This window comes from Povalibacter uvarum (assembly GCF_014202975.1).
Lineage (GTDB): Bacteria > Pseudomonadota > Gammaproteobacteria > Steroidobacterales > Steroidobacteraceae > Steroidobacter > Steroidobacter uvarum.
In genome coordinates, this window is sequence record NZ_JACHHZ010000005.1 from 384,450 (window position 1) to 397,629 (window position 13,180).

11 protein-coding genes are annotated in these 13,180 nt (G+C 63.1%); 3 read left to right on the forward strand and 8 right to left on the reverse strand.

Annotated features, from left to right (window positions below; genetic code table 11):
* Positions 1-3: 3 nt before the first annotated feature.
* Genes HNQ60_RS21140 through HNQ60_RS21150 form a run of 3 tightly spaced genes read right to left on the reverse strand, consistent with a single transcriptional unit; the run spans position 4 to position 3,550 of the window.
* On the reverse strand, positions 4-792 hold the full coding sequence (locus HNQ60_RS21140; protein ID WP_221304354.1) for an alpha/beta fold hydrolase: 789 nt from the start codon (positions 790-792) through the stop codon (positions 4-6).
* Entirely contained in the window at positions 789-1,709 is a 921-nt protein-coding gene (locus tag HNQ60_RS21145; protein ID WP_184334766.1) for a DUF6999 family protein, read from the reverse strand. The genes HNQ60_RS21140 and HNQ60_RS21145 overlap by 4 nt, the downstream gene beginning before the upstream one ends.
* On the reverse strand, positions 1,706-3,550 hold the full coding sequence (locus tag HNQ60_RS21150; RefSeq protein WP_184334767.1) for an iron-containing redox enzyme family protein: 1,845 nt from the start codon (positions 3,548-3,550) through the stop codon (positions 1,706-1,708). The genes HNQ60_RS21145 and HNQ60_RS21150 overlap by 4 nt, the downstream gene beginning before the upstream one ends.
* A 144-nt stretch (positions 3,551-3,694) precedes the next feature.
* On the opposite strand from HNQ60_RS21150, the gene HNQ60_RS21155 reads away from it, so the two are divergent.
* Positions 3,695-4,447 carry a helix-turn-helix domain-containing protein gene (locus tag HNQ60_RS21155; RefSeq protein WP_184334768.1) on the forward strand — a complete coding sequence of 251 codons (753 nt, stop codon included), beginning with the start codon at positions 3,695-3,697 and terminating at the stop codon, positions 4,445-4,447.
* A gap of 4 nt (positions 4,448-4,451) precedes the next feature.
* Here the strand turns inward: HNQ60_RS21155 and HNQ60_RS21160 are convergent, their stop codons facing one another.
* Positions 4,452-5,015 (reverse strand): DUF4234 domain-containing protein, encoded by a 564-nt coding sequence (locus HNQ60_RS21160; RefSeq protein WP_184334769.1) that lies wholly within the window; start codon positions 5,013-5,015, stop codon positions 4,452-4,454.
* A gap of 183 nt (positions 5,016-5,198) precedes the next feature.
* Positions 5,199-6,389: an aminotransferase-like domain-containing protein gene (locus tag HNQ60_RS21165; protein WP_184334770.1), complete on the reverse strand. Its 1,191-nt coding sequence runs from the start codon at positions 6,387-6,389 to the stop codon at positions 5,199-5,201.
* 242 nt (positions 6,390-6,631) lie between these two features.
* Here HNQ60_RS21165 and HNQ60_RS21170 point away from each other — a divergent pair, with 242 nt between their 5' ends.
* Positions 6,632-7,372 carry an ankyrin repeat domain-containing protein gene (locus HNQ60_RS21170; protein WP_184334771.1) on the forward strand — a complete coding sequence of 247 codons (741 nt, stop codon included), beginning with the start codon at positions 6,632-6,634 and terminating at the stop codon, positions 7,370-7,372.
* Between the two features lie 160 nt (positions 7,373-7,532).
* On the opposite strand, the gene HNQ60_RS21175 is transcribed toward HNQ60_RS21170, so the two are convergent.
* Genes HNQ60_RS21175 through HNQ60_RS21185 form a run of 3 tightly spaced genes read right to left on the reverse strand, consistent with a single transcriptional unit; the run spans position 7,533 to position 10,902 of the window.
* On the reverse strand, positions 7,533-8,618 hold the full coding sequence (locus HNQ60_RS21175) for a phosphotransferase family protein (RefSeq protein WP_184334772.1): 1,086 nt from the start codon (positions 8,616-8,618) through the stop codon (positions 7,533-7,535).
* Positions 8,618-9,385: an enoyl-CoA hydratase/isomerase family protein gene (locus HNQ60_RS21180; RefSeq protein ID WP_184334773.1), complete on the reverse strand. Its 768-nt coding sequence runs from the start codon at positions 9,383-9,385 to the stop codon at positions 8,618-8,620. Before HNQ60_RS21180 ends, HNQ60_RS21175 begins: the two co-directional genes overlap by 1 nt.
* On the reverse strand, positions 9,382-10,902 hold the full coding sequence (locus HNQ60_RS21185; protein ID WP_184334774.1) for an acetyl-CoA acetyltransferase: 1,521 nt from the start codon (positions 10,900-10,902) through the stop codon (positions 9,382-9,384). Before HNQ60_RS21185 ends, HNQ60_RS21180 begins: the two co-directional genes overlap by 4 nt.
* A 197-nt stretch (positions 10,903-11,099) precedes the next feature.
* Between HNQ60_RS21185 and roxA the strand changes: the two genes are divergently transcribed.
* Positions 11,100-13,085 (forward strand): rubber dioxygenase RoxA, encoded by a 1,986-nt coding sequence (roxA, locus tag HNQ60_RS21190; protein ID WP_221304356.1) that lies wholly within the window; start codon positions 11,100-11,102, stop codon positions 13,083-13,085.
* The last annotated feature ends 95 nt before the right edge of the window (positions 13,086-13,180 follow it).

The window sequence follows — 13,180 nt, forward strand, 5'->3', positions numbered from 1 at the left end:
CCGTCACTCCCGCGAAAGCGGGAGTCCATGTCTTGAATTCAGATGGACACCCGCGTTCGCGGGTGTGACGGAGCGAAACGCCCCCGACCGCAGAAAACAAATTGTCCGCGCAATCACCTCCCGCCGATTCATCATGAACGTATGGGTCGTGTGAAGCAGCAGGAAATCCTGCATCCCCTCCAGCTTCGCGGCAGTCACCGACACCTTGCCGTCATCCGGCCCCGGAATCAGTCGCGACAGCAACGGATTGACCGAACGATCGCCAGCGATGACGCCCACTTCGAAGGGCGGCGGGCCCAGTCGCCGAGGCAGCGAGTCACCTCCTGTCGTAAGTTGCCGTGCAGCGGGTGGATGCAATGTCTCGGGAATTTCCCAGGCCACGAGGGTGTCGGCGAGCTCGCTGCCCTGGTTCGGCGGACCGAGCATGACGACACGGCCGATGTGCGGCAGGCTGCCATCGGCGACCAATTGTCGGACGACGATGCCGCCGAGCGAATGAGTCACGAAGTGAATGCGCTCGGGCCGTAGCGTCCAGCAACGCTCGATTGCGGGCAGCACTTCGTTGGCGGCCAGTTCTTCGATCGATGCAGCGGACGATGTGTAGTCGATATTGCAGACATCGTAGCCGGCGCGCTCCAGGCCCTTCGCCATGAAGAACATCGAGGCAGCGGATCGGCCGAGGCCATGCAATACGACCACGTGCTCCTGCGCGGGATCGGTCGGGGACTCGCAGGCGATGCTCACGGTTGAAAGCATTGAGAGCGACGCGACTGCGAGACCGGGCCACTTCATGCGCAGACTTCCATTCTCATCGCAGCCGGTGACTTCGCTCGGACTTTGCGCTGCGCCTTCTTGTGCTCCACGAGAATGGCGTGCTGGATCTCGGTCGCCAGACCGTGGAGCACCAGGCGATAGCCGGCACGCAGCGTCGATTCAGGCACCATCGGGTGGCGATTGTTGATGAGCCCTGTTGTCCACGGCGTGTTCAACAGCTTCGCGACATACAGCCCGATCGTTTCGTCGAGCTGCAGGGAGTTCGAGGCGCGCCAGAAGTCGTTGTCGCTGAGGAACAGCTGATAGACCGGCGTGTAGAGCTCGATCGCCGTCTGCAAGTCGATGAAGTTGGTCCAGCGTCGGGGCATGGCTTCGAACGCCGGCGGTTGTTCGCTGATTCCGCTGAAGTCCAGCTCGTCGATGGGTGCCATCTCGAGCCCCTGTTCGCGCAGCTGCCGGTTGAGCTCGATCACGAGATTGAACAAGTTGAGATCGTGCTGCAGGTAGAGGTCGTTGCGCACGTCGCGGAGCTCCTGCGGCTTCAGCGGCGTCAGTGACATCGAGACACCCCGGGTGTTGCGCGCGATGAAGTTCAGGATCTCCGATCCGAGGTGAAAGTGACGGAAGATGAGCGTATTCGCCTGCGGCGACAGCCACGTGCGCATGTTCCATTCGAGCAGCCGATGCAGCAGCCGCGAAGACGTCAGTGCACGCGGCAGCACGATGCGCGCGCACTGGCAGAGGACGACCGCCGCTCGTGCGAACGGTCGCACGAGCGGCAGCAGGAACTGCCGCGATCGGGAACTCGAATCCGTCAGCCAGGCGCGCTTGCACTCTTCAGCGAGCGGCAGGCTCCGATCGAGATACAACGCGAGCCACGGACTGGGATCGCGCGGATCATGCGGTTGTCGCAGGAAGTCGGGCAGCTCGCTCATAGCGCATGCTCCATCTGGAGCAGGTACAGATCCGCTGTCGTTCGGGCGACCTCGATGATCGACCTCGCGCAGGCGGGATCGATCGTCACCGCGATCTCCACTGCCTGAAGCCACCGCTGCAGATGGCTCGTGTCGTTCTCGCCATGGTAGGTGAGGAATCGCAACGCGCTCTGCGGGATGTCATCGAGCTTGCGCAACAGCGGCAGCAGGGCGGGCACGATGCGTTGGCCCGTTCCCTCGACGATGTAGGTGGCGCCGAGCAGCCCCAGGGGGTTGGCATCGTTCGCGAGCCGATGCAGATAGGCGTTGAGCGCTTCGCCCCCTGGATTGCGCCGCAGGCTGTCGATGTTCGACTCGGTGCCGCCTGCGCGACGGTAGTCCTCGAATAACACCTGGTAGTCGAATTGCTCATCCGCGGCGTGAGTGCGCATGAGTTCGGTCAATGCAGCGAACTTCGGATCGAGCTGGGCTGCTGCTGCGCGCATCCATTGCGTACCCTGTCGAACCTGCGGAATCCAGCTCGACATCCAGCGAACGTAGTCCGCCCGGCTGAAGTCGGCGCTGCGAATGCGATTCAGAAGATTCGTCCGCCACGCTCGCGAACGGTAGTCGTGCCAGATGTTCGCCAGCTCCGTCAGCAACGGGCGCAAGGGTTCCGGGGCCGATTGCGCCAGATGCGGCGGTTCGCTCTTGCCGGGCAGCAAGGTCGTCACCGACTGGGCCGCGACGACTTCGAACATCATGAACGCGACAGTGAAGCGGCCTGATTCCGGGACGAAACACAGGATGCGTTCGCCGGGGCGCAACGTGCGCTCGCGCATGAAGTCCGCGAGCATGATGAAGATCGACGCGGCGCCCGTGTTACCGCGCCAGGTCAGATTGCTGTACCAGCGGTCTGTCGGAATCGCGAGGCCGGCCTTCTGCATGAGGTCTTCGACGACACCGGCGAATTTCCGCGATGAGTAGTGGCACAGGAAGTGCTCGATGCTCTTGGGATCGATGTGCCCGCGCTGCACGAGCTGTGCGTACTCATGAATGCCGAGCTCGAACAGGTGCGGCAGCAAACGTATGTCCTGCCGCAGCAGGAAGGCTCCATCAGCCTCGGCGTCCGCGAGCGATGGATAGTCGAGATAGGAGTCGCTCGGATTGTCCGCGGACTGACCGATCTGCATGCACACGGGCAGATCACCGCCGAACGATCGGCTGTGAACCCATTTCAGCTGCAGTGAAATGCCCGTCGCCGCCGGTTCCTTGCCGAGCAGCCATGCACCCGCACCGTCAGACAGCATCCAGCGCAGGAAGTGAGCGTCGAAGTCACTCTTGTAGCCACGCGGCGCGAATCGCGAGCGCTTGAACATGCGCGACGGCAGCTCACTGGTGACGACCAGTGCGTTCTTGCCGCCGCCGAGTTCGAGTGTGCTTGCGGCGTGCTGAAGCGCCGCGACGCCGGATGCGCACACTCCCTGATGGCTGCTCGCATGAACAGGCGGGGCGGCCAGTTCGCCCTGCACCATGCTTGCGAAGCCCGGCATCCCGAGATCGCCGCCGGACGTTCCGGTACAGAGCACGTCGATCTGCGACAACTCGACATCGCTCCCCGCGAGGCAATCGGCCGCCGCAAAAGCAGCCATCGTCGCCGCGGGAAATACCGTGCTGCCGTTGGTGTCGATCGCGTAGTGGCGTGTCTGGATGCCGTTCTCCGCAAGGATGCGCCGCTTGATTCGCGCGGAAGACGCATCGAGCGGCGCGATGAACTGATCCATCGCTTCGTTGCCCACGGGCGGGCCCGGCAGGAACGTACCTGCGGACGTGAGGAAGACCGACTGGAATTGCACGCACATCGGGTTTCGGAAGGCTCCTCGCAGCGCGGCCGGTTGCCGCGGCACGGAGACTGCGATTGTCCGCTGGCGGTGCGCCAACGGTCTGCGGGAGGTGACACCCGGAGGAACCCCGGGTATCGTCTGGTGATACCGGAGGGAAGCGGCATGGCGGATTCGAAAACCCTGGTGCGCAACCTGAAAGCGCGACTGCGGGCCGACGACGTGACCTATCGCGAGCTCGCGAAGCGGCTGGGCGTCAGCGAGCCCACGATCAAGCGCGATCTCAGCCGTGGTGCGTTCACGCTGCAGCGGCTCGATCGCATCTGCGAAGTACTCGACGTCGCGCTCGAGGATCTGCTGCAGGATCCGCAGGAGAGCCGGCTGATCACGCGGCTGAGCGACGAGCAGGAGCGGATGCTCGTGGCCAATCCGAAGCTCCTGCTGGTGACCTACCTGATCGTCAACGACTGGAAATTCCCGGAGATCGTATCGACGTTCCAGATCAGCGATGCGGAGCTCATCGATCTGGTGCTGAAGCTCGAGAAGCTGGGCATCGCGGAATTCCGCAAGCCGCAGCGGCTGCGCAAGCGGACATCGAGAAATTTCTCGTGGCGCAAGGATGGACCCATCCATGGATTCTTCGTGCGACGCGTCGCGCCGGAGTTCTTCAATGCCGGCTTCGACGGCGACGGCGACGAGTTCCGGTTCATCGGCGGTCTGCTGTCGAAGGATTCGCTGCGGCGATTCAAGTCCGGTATCGAGCGACTCGCCGCGGAATTCGAAGTGCTTGCCCACAACGACGCGCGGCTGCCGCTCGATGATCGCAACGGCTGCACGGCGATCCTTGCGCTGCGCGCCTGGGAGTTCTCGGAGTTCACCCGGCTGCGGCGGACCGCCCAGGCGGGCAGGCGCCGCTGACGTCTCAATCCGTCGTCGCCGGCACCAACAGCCCGGGCATCAGCAATTCCAGCATGACGAGCAGCAACATCGCGCCGCCCAGAATGGCGAAGATCCAGTTCGCGGCGGAGAACGATCCATTGCGATCGTGGGTCGGCGCCACCTGCTCGTTGTAGCGATTCACCTGCAGCTGTACCGGCACGAACACGAGACAGGCCAGGATCGAAATCAGCCAGTACGGATCAGGCAGGTTCGACAGGAACTGACTCAGGATCCAGAAGCTCGCCAACGGTCCGGCGGCAAATGTGGTCCCGGTGACCGCATCCGTGTCGCGGCGAATGCGATCGAAGCATTGGTAGCAGAAGAAGATGCTGAAGATCGAACGCATCGCCGGCATGATGGTGCTGCCATCGCGCTGCTTGATCCGGCGCCAGTTCTGATAGAACCAGTAGATCTGGTAGAGGCCGAACGTGCACATCATCAGCACGATGAGCTTGGTCACCGAAACGGCGAAATACGGTGCCTCTTCGACGGCTTCAGGAATGTCTTCGACAACAGCCGCCGGGGGTGCGTAGGGATTGCCGCTCATCGTGACTGGTTCCCGCAATTCTATTTCTTATGTCGCACGCTCGTTGCGAATGAGGTCGCGATCACGACGTGCATGCGCACACTACACGGGATGCGGCCGCGGTGACAATGACCTGCGCCGTGATCCGGCGCACGGTCTTGTTCGATGGTTCTCGCGACCGATCGGGCCGCGGGCGGCGTTTCTTTATCCGCCGATCTCGCTCTTGAGCAGCGCGCCGAGCTTCGCGATTCCTTCCTCGATCTTGGCTTGCGGCACCGTGACGAAGGACAGGCGCAGCGTGTTCGACTGAGGCTCGTTCGCGAAGAAGGGCGCGCCCGGTACGAACGCGACGTTCTGCGCGATCGCCTTGTCGAGCAGCTTCATGCTGTCGACGCCTTTCGGCAGTTTCACCCAGATGAACATGCCGCCCTCCGGTTCGTTCCACTGAACGCTCGCGGGGAAGTGATGCTTCATCGCCTCCAGCATCACGCGGCACTGGCTGGCGTAGAGCTCGCGGATCTTCGGAATGTGATCGTCGAGGAAGCCGGTCTTGATGGCTTCGTGGACCACGCGCTGTGTGAAGCTCGGTGTGTGCAAGTCCGCGGCCTGCTTCGCCTGCACGAGTTTCCCGTGCAGCTTTTCCGGAGCGATGAGGTAACCGACGCGGAAGCCCGGGGCGAACACCTTCGAGAACGAGCCCATGTGCACGACGCCCTGCGGATTCATCGAAAGCAGCGTCGGCAACTGTTCACCCTTGTAGGAGAGTGCGCCGTACGGATCGTCTTCGAGCAGGAGCAGGCCCGCTTCGCCGGCGATCTTCGTGAGCTGCTGGCGGCGGTCCGTCGGCAAGCGACGGCCCGTGGGATTCTGGAAGTTGGGCAGGCAGTACATGAAGCGCGCGCCATCGGTGAGATCGCGTGTGAGTGCGCTCGGAATCGGGCCGCTGTCGTCGGAAGGCACGGACACGAATGTCGGCTCCGACAAGGAGAATGCCTGCAACGCGCCAAGGTACGTCGGCGTCTCGACCAGCACGCGACTGCCCACATCGATGAGCACCTTGCCGAGCAGATCGAGGCCCTGCTGCGAGCCCGTCGTGATCAGCACCTGGTTCACGCCGATCTTCACGCCGTCCTTGCTGTAGCGCTCCGCAACCCATTCGCGCAGCGGCAGATAGCCTTCGGTCGGGCCGTACTGCAGCGCCGGTGACGGCGCCGTCGTCAGAATGTCCTCGCAAGCCTTGCGAATGCGGTCGACCGGGAACGTTGCGGGGGAGGGCAATCCACCGGCAAACGAAATGACTTCGGGCCGCTCGGTGACTTTGAGGATTTCGCGAATGGCCGAGCTGGTCAGTTTTCGCGCGCGTTCAGAAAAGGTCCACGACATGGCTGTGCTCATTGCTGGGTGCAGGCCGGACCGGCTGCGCGCGCATAGTAAGGGAACACCCCAGCCCGGCGCAGCCGCAGAAATCCTGAAATCCGGCAGTACAGTGCACGCTGTGTACAAGGGAATTCCCGGCTATTCAGGCGCTTCGGCGCGCCCTGGCTCTCTCGCCCCGTATTTGTGGCTCCTTCGAGCGATGTCGCGTTCGTGTGCGGCGCGGAAGATGTACACAGTCGACCCATCCACGAAGAGGTTCCATGAACTCGTTTTTCCGCGTGGCCGCTGCCATGGCCCTGATTTCCTGCGGCTCCGCCGCTGTCGCGAGCCCCGAAGCAGACTCGCGGCTCGCGACTGCGATCATGTCGAGCGATGTCGAAATGGCCCGTGCCGCGCTCGATGCCGGCGCTGACATCAATGGTGATCTGGGCGAAGGACGCACGCCGCTCATCACCGCGGTCATGGCTCGCAAACCGATTGCGGTGAAGGTGCTGCTCGACGAGGGCGCCGATCCGAATCGCAGTGCGGGTGGCGCAATCGGCAATGCGGTTACCGCGGCGTTCTTTGCGATGAACGGCACCGCGTTGACCGGGCGCACGGATGAACCGGATCCCAAGCAACAGGCCGAAGCGTTGAACGTGTTGCGACTCGTCGCAGCGAAGCGTCCTGATTGCAACGTGCTCGTCAGTCGCGGACCGACGCGAGTGACGGCGCTGATGATGGCGGCAGAAGCCGGAGTGCCGGAGGCGGTGAAGATTCTGCTCGAAGCCGGCGCTTCGCCGAACGTTGCGAATGACGGGAAGTACACCGCGCTTCACTATGCCGTGGGGCGTCCGCCGGTCTGGTCACAGGCTTCGTCAGCGGATCGCGTGCAGATCGTGAAGCTGTTGCTCGCTGCGGGAGCGCAGCGCGATCGCAAGGGAGCGGATGGTCTCGATGCAATCGAGCGCGCGAAGCGAAGTGGAAATCAGGCGGTGGTGGAGACGCTGGCGGCGAGATGAATCGCCGCGGTCGTCGAGTGAATCGCCGCGGTCGTCGAGTGAGTCGCCGCAGTCGTCATTCCCGCGAAAGCGGGAATCCATGCCTTGTTCTGCCTACTGGCTAGCCTGCTAGCTGGCCAGCCCGATGGATCCCCGCTTTCGCGGGGATGACGGCGGTCACCTAGAACACCTGCCCCCGCGCAATCGACACCGCAAACTCGAGCAACCCCTCTCCCAGCTCTGCGAACGCCGCGTAACGCGGATCCTGCGTTTCACCGCTGCGCCACCGCGCATGCAGTTGCTGAAAGATGACTGCGGTGCGTAGTTGCGCAAGCACGCGATGGAAGCGGAAATCGGAGAGGTCCCGGCCCAGCGCACGCGCATAGCGCAATGCAGCTTGTTCGCGAGAGGGAAATCCAGGCTGCGCCGTCGGCATCTGAGCCATCTGATGCATCGCGGGCGGGTCGTTACGCTCCGTCCAGTAACTCAGCAGGATCGCCAGGTCGTACAGGCCGTCGCCTCGTGTGCCCTGATCCCAGTCGAGCACCGCGAGCGGCCGTAGCGATTGCGGATCGAGCAGCACGTTGTCGAGCTTGAAGTCGTTGTGCAGCAGTACGGCGCCGTGACTCTCGATCTGGTGTTCGCGCAGCCAATGAGCGAGCTCGATGATCAGCTGTTGTGTGCCCGCGCTGGCCCACCCTTCGACCGCGAGGCTCGCGCGCTTGATCCAGCCCTCCGCGGCTCGCACCAGGAAGCCGTTCGGTTTGCCGAGATTCTCGAGACCGATAGCGGCGACATCGACACGATGCAGTTCGGCCAGCAGATCGACGAGTGTTTCACCCAGTCGCTGAGCGACTGCCGCATCGCGACAGAAGGGTTCGGGCAGCGAGTCGCGCACGGAAATACCAGCTCGGTATTCGACGATCTGGAACGGCACGCCGATGACGCGTGCGTCTTCGCACAGATGCAGCCCACGAGGAGCGAGAGGGAACCGCTCCCAGAGTCGCGACAGGATCCGGAACTCGCGCCCCATGTCGTAAGCACCCGGCGGCCAGGGGCCGCGAGGCGGTCGACGCAGCACGGCCGGTTTGCCGTCGATATGAATGAGGTAGTTGAGATTGGCGAAGCCGCCGGCGAACTGCTGCGGGTCTGTATCGAGGCGAAGCTGCATGCCCCGGCTCGCCAGATACTCCTCCAGCTGCCGCCAATGCTGCGGCACCGTTTCGATCCGGTGACGCATCGGCTGAGGTGCGGCGATGGTAGTCATCACTCTCCCCGGAAGCGTGGCGAGCGCCGCTCGGCGAAGGCACGAATGCCTTCGGCCACGTCGTTGGTGCGAACGAGGAGCGATTGAGTGTCGCTTTCCCAGGCCAGCATCGTGTCAAGCGAGAGCGGCAGGCGCGAAAGAATGGCCTTCGTCGTCGAGATCGTTGCCGGTGGTGCAAGCGCCAGACGCTGAGCAAGTGCGACAGCAGCATCGAATACGTGTCCCGACTCCACGAATCGATCGATCAGTTGCAGTGCGTGCGCCTTTTCACCCTTGATCGGATCGCAAAGCATGAGCATCTCGCGCGCTTTCGCGATCCCAACTCGCTGCGGCAGCGTCCATAGCAAGCCGTAGTCCGGCGTGAGGCCGACGCGACCGAACGCTGCGCAGAACGTCGTCGTTTCATCGCCCACGACGAAGTCACAAGCCATCGCGAGCGAGAAGCCCGCCCCGTACGCGTTCCCTTCGACGGCAGCGACGACGGGCAGGCGGCCGCCGACCAATGCACGAACCGATCGATGGCCAACCCCCATGGCCTGGCGCATCGCGAGCGGCGTGACAGTCATCGAGCTCAAATCGCCGCCAGCGCAGAACTGCTTGCCGCCGTAGAGCACGAGTGCACGGAGCGACAGATCGTCCTGCAGCTCGGTGAGCGTCTTCGACAGCGCTGAATACAGCTTTTCGCCGAGCGCGTTGCGCTTCTCCGGCATGTGGAGAGTGACGATCGCGACGTCGTCGCGGCGATCGACGAGAACAGGTTCGCTCATGCAGCATTCCAGGTCAGTAGTCCATCATCGCCCCGGCTGGTATGGCCGGGGGCTCCAATCGGCGAAGCATTCGCTGCAGTGAGCCGGGCGAGCGCGCGGGCATCGTCTGGTCGAACGCGTGCCATCAACCGTGCACCGGCCGTCGTTCTCGCGATGACGGTGCCGAATTCCGGCGCGCCGTGTCGGTCGTATACGACCGTGAACGTCTCGATCGCAGCCGGACCTTCGTAGTCCTCGATCAACGATGGCACTTCGCCGCGGCGACTGTTCGCGATCGATTGCACGCTCGGATCGGTCTCGAGTACGTTCTGCGATGGCGCGAACGTGGACAGGATCAGTGCGTGATGCTTGGTGACGTACTCGCCCTGGCCATACAGCAACGCGAGCTTTCCGGGTTGCGTGCGCAGTTGTCGTACGAGCCCGGCAGCAGCATGAGTCATGTAGTTGTTGAGCGGCGCACCGAAGAAACTCAGTCCACCCGTTGAAGTCATCCGCGCATCGGCGGGCAGACCGAGACGGCGCCGCGCCATCTTCGGCACGATGGGGAAGCAGCTGTAGAGCTCCACCAGTGCGAATCGCGAAGCATCGCCGCCTGCTTGTGCGAGAACAGCATCGAGCACCGCGTCCTGAGCCGATGAGTGCTGGTACTGATCGCGTTGCAGGTAGTCCGTCGGTTCGTTCGCGCTGGCGCCCGACCACACATAAATGAGTCTCTGCGGTGCGATGCCGAGTTCGCGCGCCCTCGCCAGGGAAGTCACCAGCACCGCCGCGCCTTGATTCACGAATGGGTTCGCGACCATGTGCTTCGTGTACGGCCACGCGATCGGTCGGTTGTCCGGTGCCGGCGTTGCGATCTGCTGCGGTGTGAAGCGCTGTTGCAGCCAGGAGTAGGGATTGTCGGCGGCGACCGCGGAGTATCGCGACCACAGCTCAGCTGATTCCTGTTGTGCCTGCGCAGGTGTCTGACCCCACGCAGCAGTCGCTGCGTTTTCGTACAACGGATAGATCTGCACCGGCTGCATCATTCCGTGACGGACGGCGACCGGATGACACAGATCCTTGCCGCGAACCAGCTTCGCGTGCGCATCACGTGCTTCCCAGGGCAGCGAAACGCCTGCTTTGGCAGCGGCTGCGGCGCTGTGTGCGGCTTCCGCTCCAACGATTGCGCATACGGCGCTTTCGCCACTCGCGATTCGTCGGGCTGCTTCGTGAATGAATCGCACGGGGCTCTCGCCGCCAGCGGTCCCGTAGAACTGCCGTCGAGGTTTGTGGCCGATACGCGCAGTCAGCAGCGACAACGCATCGGTGTAAGGCCAGGAGTACTCGGCAACGACGTCGAGCGAGTCCAGTTGCCGCAGAAGCGCGGAGCCGTTGCCCGTCGCATCCGATGCTGCTCTCTGCAGCGCCTGTTCCATCAACGCGATCGGCTCCAGGGCGAGCGCGAGGTCGCCTGGCTTGTCAGTGATTTCACCGATACCGACGATGACGGGAGTTCGATCTGGCGGGAGGGCTGACATTCACTCGTTCTCTTTACGTTGGTTATCGTGCCTGTGCACCGCAATCGATAAATCGTCAGTTCAGACGATGTACAAAAACGGGGCCTGTCCTAGCGTACCTATCGCCCGCGGAGGACTCCGCGGGCATCACAGATCGATAAACGACGATTGCGGGGGACAGGACCATGGCAAATGGAGCCAGACGGGCTGCCGCGTTGTTGACAGCTCTCTCATGCGTAAGCGCGCCGCTCGGCGCCCAGACATTACCGCTACTCGACCAGGCTGATATCCGTGCGCCGCTGGCGGCAGCCTGCAACGGCAAACCCGATAGTACGCCGCTGCCCATCGACCCGCGCAGACTCGTCACACCGGGCGTGAACACGAATCCCAACTCGGCGATTCAGTTCAACGCGTGGTTCGTGGATCTGCACAATCCACCCGCACCGTTCGTGAATCGCCTGCCGCCGCGGCCGCAGAACTGCGGCGAATTTCGTGCCGCTGCCGCACGCGGTCGCTACAACCTCGAACAGCGTCAGTACTTCCAGCCCATGGCGCTTGCGTCCGAGTATCACTACATCTACCAGCAGTGGGGCCTGTGGGTCCGTCCGCCGGACTTTCAGGAGCAGGTGGCAAAGCGCTATGGCCTGTATCCCGCGCCGTTCCGCAATCCCTATCCGCTGCCGGGCGAAGATCCGAACCGCACGAACGGCGGCAGCGGACAGCTGCCGCTGGGCCTGATCCAGGGCAAGGACGACAACGGTCGCTGGACGGGTCTCATCGGCGCGTCCTGTTCGGCCTGTCATGACTCGAGACTGGGCAGCGAGAGCGAGGCGAACTTCGTCTGGGGCCTGCCCAACAGCGCGAACGATGCTGGCGTGCTCGCCTCCGACATGTTCCGCACGACCCCGATCACATCCATCGGCGTGTTGCTGCCGGTTCCGTGGAGTTCGGGTCGCGGCAGCAACGATGCGATCGCGCTGATCTCGCTGCTGCCCGCGCTCTGGGACATGGACAACCTCGTGTTCGCGCCCAGTCTGCTGGAGTACACAGCGGACACTCCGCATGGTGGCATGACGAAAGCGCCAGCGTGGTTCCATCGCGGATTCAAGACTCGCCAGTTCTGGGACGGTGCGCTGACATCGGACAACGTGCATTCCGAAAGCGCGTTCGGCGTCGCCAACATTCTGCGCAGTGCTGCGCAGCGCCGCGCGTTGCGAACGGATTTCGAGGACATCAACACGTTCCTCATTTCCATGTCGCCGCCGAAGTATCCGAAGCCGATCAACACGTCGCTCGCCGAGCAGGGTGCTGTGATCTTCCACGAGCGCGACTTGTGGTCGAACGGCAACGCCAGCATCCCACGACCTCAGGGCAATGGTTCGTGCGCGAGCTGTCATGGCGTCTATTCGCCGCGTCACGCTGCTGATCCGAACTACCTTCCGGATCCGCGCCTGAAGGGCGTCGCCGGCGTGATTACGCCGATCGAGACGATCCGCACCGATCCGCGCCGCAAGGAACTGATGGCCGACGAGCGTCAGCGTCGCGCATGGAACAGCTCCTGGTGGGCGTACAACGAACTGAGCCCGGATTGGCAGGGCTATCCTTCCGACAGCATCGTCGCGAGCGAACTGCGTCGTGTGCCGCGTTCGATCTACAACAACGGCGGAGCGATCTATTCACCGCTCGGTCCGAATGAATGGATTGAGCCCACCGGCTATATCGCGCCGCCGCTCTACGGTACGTGGGCCATGGCGCCGTACCTGCACAATGCCAGCGTGCCCAATCTCTGGGGCATCCTGAAGCCGGCTGATCGGCCGAAGGTCTGGAAGCGTCCGTACACGGCGGCCGGCTGGGGCGGCAAGAACCAGGGCTACGACTACAGCTTTGCTTCCTACGACTTCAGCAAGCTCGGCTGGAAGTACACGGCTGTGAATTGCAGCAACTCGATCTTCACGTCGCCGTTCCTGCCTTGCGACCATGGCTTTGCACCGATCGACGCAGTGTTCTCCGCGTTCAGCAACGTCGCGGCCGAGCATCTGAACCTGGCGTTCCAGACACCGCCGCCGATTTCTGATCAGCAGATCAAGTCGCGCATGGTCTTCAACAGCCATCTTTACGGGAATGGCAACGGCGGCCATGACTTCACGCAGACCCTGAGCGACACCGAACGCTGGGCGCTGCTGGAGTACTTGAAGACCCTCTAGGAGATCGGAAGAAGATCCGGAATGAAGATCTCCACGGGGGACACGGGGATCGCGGGGGCAAGAGGAAGAGAGAATTTGCCGTAGAGCCCACAGAG